Annotated in this window: 17 protein-coding genes; 3 read left to right on the top strand and 14 right to left on the bottom strand. The window is 69.8% G+C overall.

All coding sequences use genetic code 11. The features are described 5' to 3' along the window. Positions 1 to 5: 5 nt before the first annotated feature. The 11 genes from ABZ345_RS04890 to ABZ345_RS04840 form a co-directional block, all read right to left on the bottom strand. A complete protein-coding gene (locus ABZ345_RS04890; protein ID WP_359842977.1) occupies positions 6 to 515 on the bottom strand; it encodes a hypothetical protein in 510 nt (169 codons plus the stop codon). Continuing rightward, the gene (gene hemB, locus ABZ345_RS04885; RefSeq protein ID WP_359842975.1) at positions 500 to 1,474 is read right to left on the bottom strand and encodes a porphobilinogen synthase; all 975 of its coding nucleotides are present in this window, start codon (positions 1,472 to 1,474) and stop codon (positions 500 to 502) included. Before hemB ends, ABZ345_RS04890 begins: the two co-directional genes overlap by 16 nt. A 74-nt stretch (positions 1,475 to 1,548) precedes the next feature. Then, complete coding sequence (locus ABZ345_RS04880) at positions 1,549 to 3,081, bottom strand: bifunctional uroporphyrinogen-III C-methyltransferase/uroporphyrinogen-III synthase (RefSeq protein ID WP_359842973.1); 1,533 nt, start codon at positions 3,079 to 3,081, stop codon at positions 1,549 to 1,551. An 18-nt stretch (positions 3,082 to 3,099) separates the two neighbouring features. Then, positions 3,100 to 4,035, bottom strand: coding sequence for a hydroxymethylbilane synthase (hemC, locus tag ABZ345_RS04875; protein WP_359842972.1), 936 nt, complete (start codon positions 4,033 to 4,035; stop codon positions 3,100 to 3,102). Continuing rightward, complete coding sequence (locus ABZ345_RS04870; protein WP_359842970.1) at positions 4,032 to 5,348, bottom strand: glutamyl-tRNA reductase; 1,317 nt, start codon at positions 5,346 to 5,348, stop codon at positions 4,032 to 4,034. The genes hemC and ABZ345_RS04870 overlap by 4 nt, the downstream gene beginning before the upstream one ends. Positions 5,349 to 5,385: 37 nt before the next feature. Then, positions 5,386 to 6,156: a redox-sensing transcriptional repressor Rex gene (locus tag ABZ345_RS04865; RefSeq protein WP_359842968.1), complete on the bottom strand. Its 771-nt coding sequence runs from the start codon at positions 6,154 to 6,156 to the stop codon at positions 5,386 to 5,388. Positions 6,157 to 6,319: 163 nt separating this feature from the next. Further along, entirely contained in the window at positions 6,320 to 6,880 is a 561-nt protein-coding gene (locus ABZ345_RS04860; RefSeq protein WP_359843138.1) for a fasciclin domain-containing protein, read from the bottom strand. 131 nt (positions 6,881 to 7,011) lie between these two features. After that, entirely contained in the window at positions 7,012 to 8,490 is a 1,479-nt protein-coding gene (locus ABZ345_RS04855; protein WP_359842966.1) for a molybdopterin-dependent oxidoreductase, read from the bottom strand. Positions 8,491 to 8,558: 68 nt separating this feature from the next. Continuing rightward, a complete protein-coding gene (locus tag ABZ345_RS04850) occupies positions 8,559 to 9,455 on the bottom strand; it encodes an HAD-IB family hydrolase (protein ID WP_359842964.1) in 897 nt (298 codons plus the stop codon). Between the two features lie 41 nt (positions 9,456 to 9,496). Further along, positions 9,497 to 10,591 carry a DUF5667 domain-containing protein gene (locus ABZ345_RS04845; RefSeq protein WP_359842962.1) on the bottom strand — a complete coding sequence of 365 codons (1,095 nt, stop codon included), beginning with the start codon at positions 10,589 to 10,591 and terminating at the stop codon, positions 9,497 to 9,499. Positions 10,592 to 10,645: 54 nt separating this feature from the next. Further along, positions 10,646 to 11,221 carry a sigma-70 family RNA polymerase sigma factor gene (locus tag ABZ345_RS04840; protein ID WP_359842960.1) on the bottom strand — a complete coding sequence of 192 codons (576 nt, stop codon included), beginning with the start codon at positions 11,219 to 11,221 and terminating at the stop codon, positions 10,646 to 10,648. Between the two features lie 211 nt (positions 11,222 to 11,432). On the opposite strand from ABZ345_RS04840, the gene ABZ345_RS04835 reads away from it, so the two are divergent. Both ABZ345_RS04835 and ABZ345_RS04830 read left to right on the top strand, forming a co-directional pair. Then, positions 11,433 to 12,908, top strand: a complete 1,476-nt coding sequence (locus ABZ345_RS04835; RefSeq protein WP_359842958.1) for an AMP-binding protein — start codon at positions 11,433 to 11,435, stop codon at positions 12,906 to 12,908. Between the two features lie 2 nt (positions 12,909 to 12,910). Beyond that, positions 12,911 to 13,147 (top strand): glutaredoxin family protein, encoded by a 237-nt coding sequence (locus ABZ345_RS04830; protein WP_359842956.1) that lies wholly within the window; start codon positions 12,911 to 12,913, stop codon positions 13,145 to 13,147. On the opposite strand, the gene ABZ345_RS04825 is transcribed toward ABZ345_RS04830, so the two are convergent. Next, a complete protein-coding gene (locus tag ABZ345_RS04825) occupies positions 13,140 to 13,790 on the bottom strand; it encodes a winged helix-turn-helix domain-containing protein (RefSeq protein WP_359842954.1) in 651 nt (216 codons plus the stop codon). The two genes, ABZ345_RS04830 and ABZ345_RS04825, sit on opposite strands and share 8 nt — an antisense overlap. A gap of 65 nt (positions 13,791 to 13,855) precedes the next feature. Between ABZ345_RS04825 and ABZ345_RS04820 the strand changes: the two genes are divergently transcribed. Continuing rightward, entirely contained in the window at positions 13,856 to 15,115 is a 1,260-nt protein-coding gene (locus ABZ345_RS04820; RefSeq protein ID WP_359842952.1) for an isocitrate lyase/phosphoenolpyruvate mutase family protein, read from the top strand. On the opposite strand, the gene ABZ345_RS04815 is transcribed toward ABZ345_RS04820, so the two are convergent. Beyond that, positions 15,084 to 16,043 (bottom strand): lysophospholipid acyltransferase family protein, encoded by a 960-nt coding sequence (locus ABZ345_RS04815; protein WP_359842950.1) that lies wholly within the window; start codon positions 16,041 to 16,043, stop codon positions 15,084 to 15,086. The genes ABZ345_RS04820 and ABZ345_RS04815 overlap by 32 nt on opposite strands. A gap of 16 nt (positions 16,044 to 16,059) precedes the next feature. After that, a complete protein-coding gene (locus tag ABZ345_RS04810) occupies positions 16,060 to 17,097 on the bottom strand; it encodes an NAD-dependent epimerase/dehydratase family protein (RefSeq protein WP_359842948.1) in 1,038 nt (345 codons plus the stop codon). Positions 17,098 to 17,199 lie beyond the last annotated feature (102 nt).

Here is a 17,199-nt window from a genome sequence, read left to right as displayed (position 1 = left end):
GGAACTTAGGTCCGCAGGAAGTCGCTGTCCACCGTGACGCGCGTCCTGAAATGCGCCGACACGCGGTACATCAGCACGATCGCGGTGGTGTCCATGACCGTGGTGACGAAGGTGACGCCGACGTCGACCGGTCGCATCTCCACGCCGACGGACGCCGCGACCCCGCTGCCGAACGCGACGAGCCGGAACAGTCCGAACGCGACGGACGCCGCGCCCAGCACCGTCAGCACGACGCGAGCCCAGTTCCGCCCGCGCGCCATCGTGTTCGCCAGCCGCGTGTACGCGACGAGCATCGCGACCGCGAGCAGCAGTCCGAACAGGATCCCGCCGTTGACGCCCGCGTCGATCTGGTCCTGCCCGAGCAACGGGTTCTGCCGGCGTGCCTCGGCGATGAGCGTCTCGCGGTCGAAGAGTTGCGCGACGAACCTGACCATCCCGATGCCCGCGCTGGCGATCCACAACCAGCGCGAGACGTTGATCAACCTCGGGACCGGGGTGCTTACCGGTCCAGCCACCGTGCCGCTTCCACGGCCCAGTACGTCAGCGCGATGTCCGCACCCGCGCGACGGATCGACGTGAGCGACTCGAGAATCGAGCGCTCGCGGTCGATCCAGCCGTTCGCGGCGGCGGCCTCGATCATCGCGTACTCACCGGAGATCTGGTACGCCGCAACGGGAACGTCCGAGATCTCGGCGACCGACCGCAGCACGTCCAGGTACAGCAGCGCCGGCTTGACCATGACCATGTCCGCGCCCTCGGCGAGGTCCAGCTGCACCTCGCGCAACGCCTCACGGCCGTTCGCCGGGTCCTGCTGGTAGGTCTTGCGGTCGCCGGAGAGCTGCGACTCGACGGCGTCGCGGAACGGGCCGTAGAACGCCGAGGCGTACTTGGCCGCGTAGGCGAGGATGCCGGTGTCCTGCAGGCCCGCGGTGTCCAGAGCGTTGCGGATGAAGGCGATCTGGCCGTCCATCATGCCGCTGGGGCCGACGACGTGAGCGCCGGCGCGCGCCTGGGCCACGGCCATCTCGCCGTAGACCTCGAGGGTCGCGTCGTTGTCCACGGTGCCGTCGGCGGAGAGCACGCCGCAGTGGCCGTGGTCGGTGAACTCGTCGAGGCAGCAGTCCGACATCAGCACGGTGCTGTCGCCCAGCTCCGCGCGGAGGTCGCCCAGCGCGGCGTTGAGGATGCCGTCCGGGTCGGTCGCACCGGAGCCCACAGCGTCGCGCTCGGCAGGGACGCCGAACAGCATGATGCCGCCGACCCCTGCCTGCACGGCCTCGACGGCGGCCTTCCGCAGCGAGTCACGGGTGTGCTGCAGGACGCCCGGCATGCTCGCGATCGCAGCGGGCTCGCGCAGGCCTTCCTTGACGAACATCGGCAGCACGAGCTGCCTCGGGCGCACCTCGGTCTCGGAGACCAGGCGACGCATTGCGGGCGTCGTGCGCAGACGCCTCGGCCGGTGAAGTGGATACATCTCTGACTCCCTGACTACAAGAGAGTCGAAGGGGCCACCCAAAGGATCTTGAGTGGCCCCGACGGCTTCGTGACTTAGCTGCGGCGCAGACGCTTGGTCTTGCGCGGAGGAGGCAGCGCTCCCTCGGCGCGCAACCGGGCGGCGTGGGCGGCCAGCGCGTCGACCAGCGCGGGCACGTTCGCCTCCTCGGGCTGCACGTCGACCCGGAGGCCGAACTCCCGCGCCGTCTCGGCGGTCTGCGGGCCGATGCACGCGACGAGCGTGCGGGCGTGCGGCTTGCCCGCGATGCCGACCAGGTTCCGCACGGTCGACGACGAGGTGAAGCACACCGCGTCGAAGCCACCGGACTTGATCATCTCGCGGGTGTCGGCGGGCGGCGGGGCCGCACGCACGGTGCGGTACGCCGTCACGTCGTCGATCTCCCAGCCACGTTCGCGCAGGCCGGCGGCCAGCGTCTCGGTGGCGATGTCGGCCCGCGGCAGCAGCACGCGGTCGACCGGGTCGAGGATGTCGTCGTAGGGCGGGAAGTCGTTCAGCAAGCCCTCGGACGACTGCTCACCGGACGGCACGAGCTCGGGGATGATGCCGAACGAGCGCACCTTCGCGGCCGTGGCCTCGCCGACGCAGGCGATCTTCACGCCGGAGAACGCACGGGCGTCCAGGCCGAACTCGCGGAACTTCTCCCACACCGCGCGGACGGCGTTGGTCGAGGTGAAGACGACCCACTGGTAGCGGCCGTCGACCAGACCCTTGACCGAACGTTCCATCTGCGCGGGGCTGCGCGGCGGCTCGACGGAGATCGTCGGCACCTCGACGGCGATCGCGCCGTGCGAGTGCAGACGCTCGCTCATCGCGCCGGCCTGCTCCTTGGTCCGGGGGACCAGCACGCGCCAGCCGTACAGCGCCCGCGACTCCCACCAGGAGAGCTTCGAGCGAGCAGCGGCGGCGGCACCGACCGTGACGACCAGCGGACCGCCCATGTCACCGGCGTCGGCTGCCACGGAGGCCAGCGTCGTGTCGATGGTGCGCTGCTGGAATCCGGTGCCCTCGGCGGTCACGGCGACCGGGGTCTGCGGCGCGAGGCCGTTCTCGACCAGGTTCGACGCGGCCTCGGCCAGGTGCGAACCGGTCGCGTGCAGGACGAGCGTGCCGGGCGAGGCGGCGAGGCCTGCCCAGTCGCTCACCGCGCGCACGTCGACCTCGGTGTGCACGCCACCGAGCGCGACACCCGCGTACGCCGGCACCGCGGTGCCCGAGGGCACACCGGGGACGACGTCGAACGGGATCGTCGACTTCGCGACGGCGTGGGCCTCCTTCACGACCGAGTCGAGGGTGAGCGGGTCACCCGCGACGAGGCGAACGACGGTCGCTCCGTTGCGCGCCTCGGCGACCAGGTCCTTGGCGACGTCGGCGGCCTCGCCGACAGCGGGGCGGACCTCGACTCCCTCGGCCACGGTCGCGAGGACGTCCGCGGGGACGTCCGGGTCGGTGACCACGAGTTCAGCCCTGGTGAGCAAGTCGTGGGCCCGGACCGTGAGCAGCCCGGTGTCGCCTGGGCCGGAGCCCACGAAGGCGATGCGTCCGGGGGTCTTGCGTGCGCGGGTCATCAGGGCACTCCCCATCGATTACGCCTCTGGGCCGCTGAGAACGGCGGCCCCGAGGTCGAGCAACTCGGCGGCCAGCGCACGGCCGAGTCCCTCAGCTTCGGTCAAGTCACCGGTGGCGGACGCACGGAGGAGATCGTTCTCCGGCGTCGCTGCGACCCCGCGCAGGGAAAGCCGATACACGACCTTCCCCTCGTCATCGAGGTCTTCCACCACATCGGCCAGCGCGCCGACCGGCGCGCTGCAGCCCGCCTCGAGTGCGGCCAGCATGGCGCGCTCGGCGGTCACAGCGGCCCGGCTGGCCGAATCGTCCAAAGTGGACTGGATCAGGTGCTCGGCGTCGACGTCGTCGACCCGGCACTCGACTGCCAACGCACCCTGTGCCGGTGCGGGAAGCATCTGGATGGGCTCCAGGTTCTCGGTGATCTCGCTCGTGCGACCGAGGCGCGCGATGCCGGCGCGAGCCAGCACCACGGCGTCGAGCTCGCCGTTGCGGACCTTGCCGATCCGCGTGTCCACGTTGCCGCGCAACGGAACGATGTCCAGCCCGAGGCCGAGAGCCTCCAGCTGGGCCGCGCGGCGCGGCGAACCGGTGCCCACAGTGGACCCCGGCGGCAGCTCACCGAGCGTGAGGCCGTCGCGCGCCACGAGGGCGTCGCGCGGGTCCTCGCGCTGGGGCACCGCCGCGAGCACCAGACGCTTGTCCGGCGCGGTCGGGAGGTCCTTGTAGGAGTGGACGGCGACGTCGATCTCGTCGTTCGCGAGCGCGTCCCGCAGTGCGGACGTGAACACGCCGATGCCGATCTGGGCGATCGGAGCGTCGGAGAGGTCGCCCGGCGTCTTGATGACGACGATCTCGACCTGAGCTCCGGCAGCCTTCAGCGCCTCGGCCACGGTCCCCGTCTGCGCGAGCGCCAGTGCGCTGCCTCGGGTACCGATCCGTAGGGTGCGGGTCACCGCGTTTCACCATCCACAGAAGACTTCTTGGTCTGGCTGACTACCCCAGGCGACTGGGGGTCGAGCCCGAACAGTTCACGGAGAGCCTCCGCGTAGCCCGTACCACCGGGTGAGGACGCGAGCTCCTTCACCCTGACGGTCGGCGTGTGCAGGAGCTTGTCTACAACGCGGCGCACCGTCTTGGCCAATTCACCGCGTGTCGCGGGGTCCAGTTCGGGAAGTCGCGAATCAAGTCGGAGCAGTTCGGCGTCGACCACCTCGGCCGCCCGCTTGCGCAGCGCCGTGACGGTCGGGGTGACCTCGGCGGAGCGCTGACCCGCGAGGTACGCCTTCACCTCGTGGGCGACCAGCTGGGCCGCCATGCGCGCGTCCTGGCCCGCGGGAGCGTCCGAGAGGCGCCGCTGCAGCGTTTCCAGGTCCACCACACGAACGTTCGGCAGCTCGGCCGCGGCCGGGTCGACGTCCTTGGGCAGGCCGAGGTCGCACACGACGAGCGGCCGGGTGCGCGCGCTGATCATGTCCGCGCGGACCACCGTGTCGACCGATCCCGTGCACGCGAAGACGATGTCCGCGAGATCGAGTTCGCCCGGCAGCTGCGACAGGTCGACGGCCGTCGCGGGGACGCCCTCCGACTTCAGCGACGTGGCCAAACGCACACCGTTGGCCTGCGTCCGGTTGGCGATGACGACCTCGCCGACGCCCGCCCTGCGCAGGTGGGCCGCAGCCAGGCCGCCCATGGCACCGGCGCCGACGAGCAGCGCGCGCTTGCCCACGAGGGTGCCCAGCGCGGCCTCGGCGTCACCGAGGGCCTCGGACACGACCGACGCGCCCGCGTGGTCGATGCCGGTCTCGGTGTGCACGCGCTTGCCGACGCGCAACGCGTTCTGAGTGAGCTCGTGGACGGTCTTGCCGACGGTGCCCGCCTCGTCCGCCGCCGCGTACGCACCGCGCAGCTGGCCGAGGATCTGGGACTCGCCGACGACCATCGAGTCGAGGCCCGCCGCGACGGAGAACAGGTGTTCCACGGCTGCGGCGGCGTAATGCACGTAAAAGTGCTCGTAGAGCGACTGCGGGTCGACCTGGGCGTGCTGCGCGAGCACGTCGACGACCTCGGACATACCGCCGTGGAACGACTCGACGACGGCGTAGACCTCGACCCTGTTGCAGGTCGACAGGACCATCGCCTCGGAGACGCTGGGGGCGGCCAGCAACTGGCCGAGGACCTTGGGCAGGTCCGGCTCGGCCACGGTGACGCGTTCGAGGACCGGGACCGGGGCGGTGCGGTGCGACAGACCGACTACGAGCACGCTCATGTACTCACCACGTCTGCCGGAGCCGTCTGGCTCACGCTCACGGGCGAATCACCATCCCGTCCACACCGAGTCCGTTGCTGCCGATCGAGACCCCGCCGCTTGAGACGTGCAGAGCCTCGTCCGCACGTCGAGCGACGTGGAACGACAGGATCTGCATCTCGACCGCCAAGTCAACCTTGCGCACCTCGACGTTGTCTGGAACCTGAAGGACAACTGGTGCAAAGTTCAGAATGCACTGGACGCCCGCAGATACCAAACGGTCGCAAACTGACTGAGCGGCGGGCGGCGGCGTCGCGATCACGCCGATCGAGACCTCGCGTTCCAGGCAGACCGCGGTGATGTCGTCGATGTGGCTGACGGGAATGCCCCCAACAGGGATTCCTACGAGATCGGGGTCCACGTCGAACAACGCGGTGACCGGGAACCCGCGGCCGGGAAAACCGCCGTAGTTGGCCAGAGCGTGACCAAGGTTACCGATGCCGACGACCGCGACGGAGTGGTTGCGCGTGAGGCCGAGGATGCGCTCGATGTGGCTCACGAGGACCTCGACGTCGTAGCCGACGCCCCTCGTGCCGTACGAGCCGATGTAGCTCAGGTCCTTGCGGAGCTTCGCCGCGTTGACGCCCGCGGCCTGGCTGAGCTCCTCGCTGGAGACGGCCGTCACGCCCTGGTCGGCCATGCCGGACAGCACGCGGAGGTACACGGCGAGCCTGGCCACCGCCGCCTCGGGAATCGCGCGGGCGCGCTCCCTGTCGGCAGGCTCCGCAGGGGTGGTGGTCGTCTCACCTTCGCCCCGCTGTGATGCCACGCTCCGACCTCCGGGTGTGCTTCACCGCAGGGACCCCGCGGCTCTGGTGATACACACACCGTACCGCTTGTGAACGTATGCACAAAGTCGGCGGCTGGACGCCCTGAGAAGAGTTGCAGCGCTGGTCACAGGGCGTGACCAGCGCCGGAACGTCCGATGATCACTACGGGGTGAGCACCTTGCCGATCACGAACACGGTGGCGTTCTTGGTCGGGATGTTGCCGCACAGGACCGGGGCACCGTTCACCGTGAGGTTGTCACCGGATCCCGCGATGGTGACCTCCTGGCCGGCGAGGGTCTTGACCGTCTTGGCCGCTTGCAGGCCCTTCGCGTCGTAGCGCATCGGCACGACGTGGTACTGCAGGATCGGCGTCAGCGCGGCCGGGTTGCCGGCGAGCTCCGCGAACTTCGCGTCGCCCAACTCGGCGAAAGCGGGGTCGGCCGGGGCGAACACCGTGATGGCCTGCTGCGAGTTCAGCGTGTCCACGAGGTTGGCGGCCTTGACCGCGGCGACCAGCTTGGTGAGCAGCGGGTTGTTGGAGGCCGCGGTGGCCACCGGGTCCTCGGCCATGCCCAGCAGCGAGCCCTTGCCGTCCTGCGGAACGCTCGCGCAACCTGGGCCGAAGACGTCGCTGGTCTTGGTCATGCCCATGGCGCTGCCGGTCGGCGCGCTGGACGACGTCGTGCTCGTCGGGGTGTTCGTGGTGGTGCTCGCCTGGTCCATGCCGCCGCACGCGGTCAGGCTCGCGATTGCGATCGCAAATACACCTGCGAGGGTCTTTCGCACTTCGATCACTCCCTGAATGTTCTTTCGACCTGTCTGTCAGAACATTCGGGAGAGAGCGGGATTTGGTTCTACCCGGTCGGCTGAACTGTGAAAGAAATCGAATGCCATCCGGTCGCGCCGTCCGGAACCGGGTCCAAACGTGCTTGGTCCTGAGTGAAACCGCTTTTGTCGGTCGCCCGGCACTCGACGATGTGACTACCCGGCTTCAAGTCGAGCTCGAGGCGCCACATTCGCCAGGTGCTGTCGCTGACGTCCGCGCCCAGCTCGGCTTCCTGCCACGGGCCGCCGTCCGCACGCACCTCGACCTTGGCCACGCCCTTGGGCTGAGCCCAGGCCGTGCCCGCCACGACCGTCTTGCCCTGGATTTTGCTCAGGCCTTTGGGGCGGTCGATTCGCGACATCGTTTTGATCGGGGCCCTGGTTGCCCAGCCCCGTGGAATCCAGTAGCCCTGCTCTTTGGCGAACGTCGTGACGTTGAGATCAGTCACCCATTTGGTGGCGGAGACGTAGCCGTAGAGACCTGGGACCACCAGTCTCGCCGGGAATCCGTGCTCCGCGGGCAGGGGCTCGCCGTTCATGCCGATAGCGATCAGCCCCCGTTCCAGGACGTAGTCGAGGGGGCTGCCCGCGGTGAAGCCGTCATCGCTGGTGCTGAAGAGCTGGTCGGCGCCTGCCTTCACGCCGGCTTCCCGCAGCACGTCGCCGATCTTGATGCCGACGAACGTGCCGGTGCTGATGTACGGGCCGCCCACCTCGTTGGAGACGCAGGTCAGGGTGACCGTCTCCTCGACCAGGTCGCACTGGCGGATCTCGTCGAACGTCAGGACCATCGGGCGGTCGACCATGCCGTGGACCCTCAGAGCCCACTCCTCCGCGCGGATCCTGGGGACGCTCAGCGCGGTGTCGATGCGGTAGAAGTCCTTCCCGCTGGTGATGAAGCTCGGGGTGCCGTCCCTGGCGAAGTCGGCGTTGACCGGGATCTCCGGGGCCTTGGTCTTCGGCGTCAGGTCGCCGATGGCCCTCCTGGAGCCCTCGACGTCCGTCCGGGTGCCCACGACCTGGCCCACGACGCCTGCTGCCACGGCGAGCCCGGCCGTGATCAGGAAACCGCGCCGCGACTCGTCCTGCTGGACCTCTTTGTGCAGGTAGCGGAAGCTGTAGACGCCTGCCGCGAGGCTCACCAGCGGGGCCAGGACGCTCAGCTGGCCGATGTCCGGCCTGGTCAGGACCGCAGTGATGCCCACCAGACCCAGGACGACCGCCACGACCGTTCCCGGCGTGGGACTGGTTCGGCTGGCCAGGCCTGCCGCCACGCCGACGCCGGCCAGGACCACGGCCATGCTCGTCAGCAGCACGAGCTTGTCGTTGGTGCCGAACGTGGTGACCGCGAATTCCTTCAGCCACGACGGGGTCAGGTCGATGGCCGCGTTGCCCACGGCCAGGTACGGGGAGGCGCTCAGGCCGACGAAGGCCGCGACCAGGTGACCCGCCGCGAGAGCGGCGATGATGGCGAGCAGTCCGGTCAACGCGGCCTTGGCGGGCTTCATGCCTCTTATTCGACACCGATCAGGTGTTGGTTCGCCTGAGCCGTAAGGCCCCGGTAATCACATCGGGCTCACTTCACCCGGCGGCGGTAGGCCAGGGTGGCTGCCACGGCGCCGGCCAGGGCACTCGCGCCCAGGACCGAGGGGACGCCGATCTTGGCGGCCTTTCGCCCGGTGCGGAAGTCGCGGATCTCCCAGCCCTTGCGGCGGGAGATCTCGCGGAGCTGCGAGTCCGGGTTCACGGCCACGGCGGTGCCCACGACCGAGAGCATCGGGACGTCGTTCGAGGAGTCGGAGTACGCGGTGCAGCGGCGCAGGTCCAGCCCCTCCTTCGCGGCCAGCGAGCGGACGGCCTGGGCCTTGGCCTTGCCGTGCAGGAGGTCGCCCACCAGGCGGCCGGTGTAGACGCCGTCCTCCGACTCGGAGACGGTGCCGAGAGCGCCGGTCAGGCCCAGGCGGCGGGCGATGATCTGGGCCAGCTCCACCGGGGTGGCGGTCACCAGCCAGACGCGCTGGCCCGCGTCCAGGTGCATCTGGGCCAGGGCCTGCGTGCCCTTCCAGATGCGGTCGGCCATCAGTTCGTCGTAGATCTCCTCGCCCAGGGAGACCAGTTCGGCGACGCTGCGGCCCGCCACGAACGAGAGGGCCTGCTCGCGGCTGGCCTTGACGGACTCCGGGTCCTCGCGGCCGCCCACCCGGAACTTCAGCTGTTGCCAGACGAAGCCCGCCAGGTCCGAGGACGAGAAGTACTTCCGGGCGGCCAGGCCTCGGGCGAAGTGGAAGATCGAGGCGCCCATCATCATCGTGTTGTCCACGTCGAAGAAGGCGGCTGCGGTCAGGTCTGTGGGCACCGTGAGCGAGGCTTCGAGCTCTGGCGCCGCCGCAGCAGCCCTGATCGCCGCCTCGGCCGAGGCCTCGCCCGCGAGCTCGGCGAGTCGGTCGCTCTCCACGTCACGCTTACCTGCCATGTCACAAGCCTAGCGATCAGGTCCGGCGGTAAACCCCCGACTCAGCCGAAGCTGATACCGGGCAGCAGCGGCAGCGAGATGCTGGGCAGCGGCAGGGGCAGCGGAATGGTGATTCCCGGCTTGCCGGAGTCGGGTGGGGTGGTCGTGCCGGGCTTGCCGGACACCGGTGGGGCCGCCGAACCCGGCAGCACGGACTGCGAGGGCTGCGTCGAGGGCGTCGACGAACCCGACGGGACGGGCAGGCCGGACGGGGTCGGCTGGACCGAGGACGGGTCACGTCCGGGAGAGGTGTTCGGGTCGGCGACCACCGTGGCGCACTCGTCCTTGGACGGCAGAGGGCCGAGGGTGTCCGACGAGCCGCTGACGATCGAGGCGCAACCGGCGCGTGCGGCCAGGTCGTGGGCTCGTTGGGCGATGCTCGCCAGCAGCCACATGGTGGTGTCGGCGTGGGCACCGGAATCACCGGGCAGGCGGGGGCGCAGGGTGCCGAGCTTCACGTACTGGGCCAGGGCCCAGTCGCGCAGGTCGGGCAGCGCCTTCTTGTCGGACGAGGTGGCGTAGGTGGTGAGCTGGCGGGCGCCTTCCACGGCGTCGGCGTTCAGGTCGCTCAGGGCCGTGAGCTGCGCGGACTCGTCGGAGGCGCGTTCGGCCAGCGTCTCCATCTCGGTGACCCGGGACGCGGCGAACTCCAGGTGCTTCAGGGCGCGCGACTCGTCGTCGAAGGTCAGGCCCAGCGAGGCGCCTTCGGCCGTGCGTTTGATGCCGTAGAGCGGATCTCCCGGGAGCGCGTCACGGCTGAGCAGCACACTCATACCGGCCAGCGACATCAGCAGGCAGAGAACGGCGGCCGCTGCGACTGCTAATCGTGCGCGCGCTCCCACGCGTCTTACCGACGGGAGGACCAGCGGCTTCTCGGGTGGGGGCGCGGTGAGGATGCGCTGCTTCATGCGCGCACGAGTCTCCGCGTCAGGGCCCACGTCCATGGCCCTGAGCAGCTCGACGATCGCCAGGTCCTCAGCGAGATCGGAGTCCCTGAGACCGTCACTGGCGACCGGCTGCGGACCGCCTTCCACCGCACGAGCGAACCGCTCGTGCTCCGTGTGCCGCCACCGCGGTGTGCTTCCCTTACCGTCCATCTCAGCCCGAGTAACGAAGTTGATCTGCTTTGGGTTACGCGCTTGTCGTCCTGATCACCGCAACCAGGACGGAAGAATCTGTGCGAGCCGCCGAACGGCCCGGTGTTGCAGGGCCTTCACGGCGCCTTCGTTGCGGTCCATGAGCTCCGCGACCTCGGACACCGACTTGCCCTCGATGAACCGCAGCCTGATGCACTCCTGCTGGTCGTCCCCCAACTGGGAAACGCAGCGGAGCAGCTCCGCGTTGGTCGCCTCGGTCATCACTTCCTGCTCAGGGCCGCCGGTCTCCTCGCGGTTGTCCTGGAGCTCCGCCGTCGTGACCTCGAGCCGGTAGCGACTCGACTTCACGTGGTCGAACACGATGTTGCGGGCGATCGTGACGAACCACGCGCCCACGTCCCGGCCCTGGTAGCTGACCGAACCGATGCTGCGCAGCGCACGCAGGAACGTCTCGCTGGTCACGTCCTCGGCGAACGCGCGATCGCCGCCCACCCGGAAGAGGACATAGCGAAAGACCATGTCGACGTACTTGTCGTAGAGCACGCCGAACGCCTCGGTGTCACCCTCTTGGGCGGCCTTGACGAGCTGCCACGGCTCGTCGGCGGTGTCGTCGTGCTGACCTCCCGTCATGGCCCGGGTGGTCCTGATCGTGTTCGGTCGTGCCCGCGCGGTCATCGGCTGGCGGCACCTCCACAGAGTCGCCGTGGCGGCAGCATACGTGTTGTTACTCCGTAGTAGGGAGCTGGCAGGGTTGCGAAGTGGAGACGCGCGAACCACGGCTTCATGACGCCCGTCACGCGTGGAAGACTGCTCGAAGCGTTCAGTTGTTCATGAGGAGGCCATGTTGACTTCCGCTCGCAATGTCGCAGATCTGGTCCGTGCTTCGGCACAGCGGGGGCCGAGCCACGTCGCACTCGTCGACGTCGCGAGCGGTGTGAGCCTCACCTGGGAAACCATCGACGGTGCCGTCGATGCTTTCGCCCGCCGTTTGGCCGATTCCGGCGTCGAACCGGGCGACCGGGTGGCGGTACGGCTGCCCACGTCGCCCGAGTTCGTGGTCGCGGTGTTCGGCATCCTGCGCGCCGGCGGTGTCGTCGTGCCCACTGGTCCCGGCAACCCGCCGCGTGAGCTGCAGCGCATCCTGGCCGACTCCGGCGCCACGCTCCTGGTGGGCGACGGCGAAGGCTCGGACGCGCAGGTGCTGGACGTGCCGGACGTCAACGCGACCGCCGAGCCGTTCGAGGCCGTCCGCGGGGGCGAGGACATCGCGGTGCTCGGCTACACCTCGGGCACGTCCGGCGTGCCGCGCGGCGCGATGCTGTCCCACCGCGCACTGCTCGCGAACGTCTCCCAGTGCGCCTCGCTTCGCCCCGCGCCCGTGACCGCGGGCGACCGGGTGCTGCTCGCGCTGCCGTTGTTCCACGTCTACGGCCTCGGCCCGGGGTTGCTGCAGGTGGCGGGTGCCGGCGCGACGGCGGTGCTGCTGGAGCGGTTCGAGCCCGCCCACGCACTGGACGTGATCGAGCAGCACCGCGTGACCACGATGGTCGGCGTGCCGCCCATGTACCGGGCGCTGCTGGCGAACCCGGTCGAGGTGCTGCGCGAGAAGCTGGCCACGGTCCGACTCTTCACGTCCGGCGCCGCGCCGCTTCCGGCAGGGGTCATCACCGAGATGCGCACCGCCATCGGCATCCCGGTGTTCGAGGGCTACGGCCTGACCGAGACCGGCCCGGTGCTGACGTCCACGCTGGTCGGCGGCACGCCGAAGCCCGGTTCGGTGGGCCAGGCACTGCCCGGGGTCGAGATCCGGCTGGTCGACACGGACGGCTCGGTGCTCGACATCGACGAGGACGAGCCCGGCACCGGCCTGGTGTCCGCGAAGGGCGACAACCTCTTCAGCGGCTACTGGCCCGACGGCGCCCACGGCCCGGACTCCTCTGGCTGGTTCCGCACCGGTGACGTCGGCTTCATCGACGCGGACGGCGACCTGCACCTGGTCGACCGCGCGGGCGACCTGATCATCGTGAACGGGTTCAACGTCTACCCGCACGAGGTCGAGCAGGTCATCGGCGAGATGGAGGCCGTCGTGGAGGCCGCGGCCGTCGGCGTGCCGGACGAGAAGACCGGCGAGTCCGTGAAGGTCGTCGTGGTGCTGCGCGACGGTGCGGCGGTGTCGGCCGAGGACGTCGTGTCGCACTGCGCGACCCGGCTGGCGAAGTTCAAGGTGCCGACGTCGGTGGAGTTCGCGCCGGCCTTGCCGCACTCGCCGACCGGCAAGCTCGCCCGCCGCGTGCTGCGCAAGCCCCTGGGAGCCTGACGATGACCCACCACGTGACCGTGATGAGCCGTGCGACGTGCCACTCGTGCCACGTCGCCGCGGCCGAGATCGAACGGATCTGCGGCGAGATGGGCGCCACCTGGTCCGTCGAGGACGTGGACGCCGATCCGGAGTTGCGGGCCGAGTACGGGGACCGGGTGCCGGTGTTCCTGGTCGACGGTGCCGAGCACGGCTACTGGAAGGTCGAGGAGGACCGCCTGCGGGCGGCCCTCAGCTGAGCCCGAGGTCGCGCCAGCCCTGTTCACCGGCCGGCGTGAGCACGACGGCGCGGGTGGTGCCGATGCGCTTGGTCCACCCGCGCTCGAAGAACACGTCGCACAGATGCGCTCCAGCGGCGCCCGCGAGGTGCGGAACTCGTTCGGTCCAGTCCAGGCAGGCCCTGCTGACCTGGCGTTTCGAGGGTTCGAAGCCGAGCTCCTTCAGCCAGACCATGCCGGGCTCGGTGATCGCGAGTTCCGAAGTCACCACGCCGAGGTCGAGCAGGCCGGACTTCAGGGCGATGCCCAGCTTCCCCGCCAGGTGGTCGTAGCAGGTCCGGCCACGTGCCATCGCTTCCGACGCGGACGCCGCACGCAGACCGCGCGGTTTCGGATCGGGGCCCGCGAAGGCCGTCATCGTCTCCAGCAGTTCGGCCACGTGCGGGCCCGCGAGCGAGACGTAGCGGTGCCGGCCCTGGCGGTGCTCCACGAGCAGACCGCCCTCGATCAGGCGGCTCAGGTGCTCGCTGGCGGTCGACGGGGCCACGCGGGCGTGGGTGGCCAGTTCGGTGGCGGTCCACGCCCTGCCGTCCAGCAGGGCCCCGCAGAACGCTGCTCGCGTCCTGTCGGCCAGCAGCGCGGCTACCTGGGCCAGAGCCTCCATGAGAACCATTCTGCGGGCCGGACACTTCGGCCGGCGCCGAAACGTCCGACGCCTAGCGTCGAGGCATGACCGAAGAGCTGCTGAGCCTTCCCGTCCCGTCCGTGCCCGCTGCCGACCGAGGTGTGGCGTGGCTGCGAGCCGGCGTCGTCCGGTTCAGCAACGGCGCCGAGCACGAACGCAGGCGCGCGCTCACGGCGAAGCTCATCCCGGACGTCACGACGCTCGATGACCTGGCGACCGCACTCCACCTCCCCGGATCGCTCGGCGACATCGCCACGATCGCGCCCTGCTACCAGCCGCACGAGCCGATCACGGCGGAGGCGGACGCGGCGGTGGAACGACTCGCGAGCAGGCACGACGAGGAGACGGCGGCGAGGATCGGACTCCTCGTGCAGGCCTGGGCCGCCACTCACGCGCTCGCGAAGCGCCTCGAAGCCGGGGACCCCGCGCCGCCGGTTCCGATCACGCGAAGGGTCGCCCGGGAAGGCGTGATCGAGGTCGGCCTGGAAAGCCACCCGTTCGGGCACGGCGCGCACGCCTGCCCCGGCCGGGAGCTCGGCATCCGGATCGCCAAGAACATGGCGTTCCGGGCCATGCACCACCAGGACGAGCCGCTGGTCCTGCCCAACGCCTGGGACTACGCGTCGGCCGCCGCCCTGCACGCCGCGGGTTTCAAGGCGATCGGCACGACGAGTCTCGGTGTCGCCGCCGCACACGGCATCCCCGACGGCATGGGACTGGCGGGCAGCCAGGCCGTCGCGCTCGCCACCCTGCTGAAGGAGCTGCCCTGCCCGGTCACGGTCGACCTGGAGTCGGGGTTCGGCATGGACCCCGCCGAACTGGTCTCCACTCTCGACGCGGCGGGCGTGAACCTCGAGGACGGGCGCCCGCACGGCCTGGCCACGCCGCAGGAGCAGGCGATGATCATCAGCAGGGTCAAGGAGAGTGCGCCCGGCGTCTTCCTGAACGCCCGCGTCGACACCCATTGGCAAGGCCTCGCCATCGAGGAGACCGAGGAGCGCGCCAAGAGGTACGTGGACGCGGGAGCGGACGGGATCTTCGTCCCCGGCCTCACCGAGCCGCGCGACATCGAGAAGCTCGCCGCGCTGGCGCCGTTGAACGTGCTCGCCCAGCGGCGCACACCGAAGGAGCTCGGCGACCTCGGGGTGCGCAGGATCAGCACCGGATCGTTGCTGTTCCGGGCCGCCCTCCAGCACACCGTCGCGACCGCGAGGGCCGTTCGCGACGGTGGTGTGCCGGAAGCGTTGAGCTACGACGAGGTGCAGGCCCTGGTCAGCCGAGGAACACGTTCCGACGCTGGGTGAGCAGGCGGTAGAGGGTCTGCTGGATGGTCTCGCGGACCTGGTCGGTGAGGTTGAAGACCAGCATCGGGTCGTCGGCCGGGTTCTCGCCGAAGACGTCGGTGCGGATCGGCTCGCCGAACTCGATGTACCACTTCGACGGCAGCGGGATCGCGCCCAGCGGGCCCAGCAGCGGGAAGAACGGCGTCACCGGGAAGTACGGGAAGCCGAACAGCCGCGCGAGAGCCTTGATGTCGCCGATCATCGGGTAGATCTCCTCGGCCCCGACGATCGAGCACGGGATGATCGGCGTGCCGGTCTTCAACGCCGCCGCCACGAAGCCGCCGCGGCCGAAGCGCTGCAGCTTGTAGCGGTCCTTGAACGGCTTGCCGATGCCCTTGAAGCCCTCCGGCCACACGCCGACGAGCTCGCCGTTCGACAGCAGCCGCTCGGCGTCCGGGTTGCAGGCCAGGGTCTGGCCGGACTTGCGGGCCAGCGCGCCCAGCAACGGCGTGCGGAAAACGAGGTCGGCACCGAGCATGCGCATGTGCCGCTGGGCCGGGTGCTCGGACGCGATGCCGTAGGACGTCATCAGGGCGTCGAGCGGCAACGTGCCGGAGTGGTTCGCCACGAGCAGCGCGCCACCGGCCGTGGGGATGTTGGACAGCCCGATCGTCTCGACCCGGAACCACTTCTCGTAGAGCGGCTTGAGCGGGGGCATCAGGACGTTCTCGGTGAGGTCGCGGTCGAAACCGAACTCGTCGATCTGGTAGTCGCCCGCGATCCGCCTGCGCGCGAACGACAGCAAGTCGGCCAGCCTGCGTTCCCAGTCCGGTGTCTCGGACTGCTGCTGCGCCGGCTCGGGAACCACCTCGACGTGGCGCGATCTGCGCGCGGCGTCGCGCTCCGGGTCGTGCAGCGGGATAACGCGTGCTCCTGCCACTGCGTTCATCTCCTCAAGGCAAAGATCAGCGGAAACGAGCGGCTGCGTCGAGGATTCCCCGTTCCGCAGCCTCGATCGTCTCTGGGTCGATGAACGGCTTCAGACCTCGGCCGCTCACGTAGTCGTCGAACGCCTGCTGGGTGGTCCACCGCGGCGTGAACCCGAATTCCTTGCGCAGCAGGGTGGTGTCGACCACACGCCCCCAGTTGAGGAACCTCATCTGGTCGGGCGAGAAGTCGACGAGCCGGGCGCTCCGGAAGAAGCCGCCGACCGTGGGCACGGCCGCGCTGGGCACCGGCAGGTTCAGCCTGCCCGCCCGGCGGATGGCCTGCGACAGCAGCAGCACGCCGTCGCCGCCCACGTTGAACACTCCGGGCAGGTCGTGCAGCGTCGCGCGTTCGAGGACAGCGAGGGCGTCCTCGGAGTGCAGCAGCTGCACGCGAGCGTCGTAACCCAGCACGGTGGGTACCACCGGGAGCGCGAAATAACGCGTCAGCACCGTGTCGATGCGCGGGCCGATGAAGTTCGTGAAGCGAAGCGTGGTGACGTTCACATCCGGCCTGCGGCGGCCGAACCCTCGCACGTACCCCTCGACCTCGACGGCGTCCTTGGCGTAGCCGGACGACGGCAGGTCCTTCGGGCCCATGTCCTCGGTGAACACCGCCGGGTCGCGCGAGCTCGACCCGTACACGGCGCTGGTGGACTTCACGACGAGCTTCTGCACCTTCGGCGACTTCTGGCACGCGGCCAGCAGCTGCATGGTGCCGATGACGTTCATCTCCTTCATCACCGTGCGGCCGGTGGGCCCGGCCGGGCTGGCGGTGACCGAGGCGTGGACGACCGTGTCCACGTTCGCGGTGGAGATGACCTTGCTGATCAGCGGGTTGCGGATGTCGGCCCGCACGAACTCCGCCCTGCCCATCCGGCGCAGGAGATCACGTGGCGGCGGCTCGGTGTCCACACCGAGCACGCGCTCGATGTCCGGGTTGGCGGCGAACCGCGCGGCGAGATGGCCGCCGAGGAAGCGGCTGACTCCGGTGACGAGGACGACCTTGGGCGTCATGCGACTCCAAGCAGATGGGCGTTGCGATTGGTCGATGCTACAAGCCCAATCGGAAACCGGAGGGGGCCGGAACGCCGTCTTGACGCAGGTCACGAAGGCTTT

Source organism: Lentzea sp. NPDC005914, assembly GCF_040629405.1.
Taxonomy (GTDB): domain Bacteria; phylum Actinomycetota; class Actinomycetes; order Mycobacteriales; family Pseudonocardiaceae; genus Lentzea.
The sequence above is the reverse complement of the archived record's forward strand: the minus strand, read 5'-3'. Positions and strand labels throughout refer to the sequence as shown.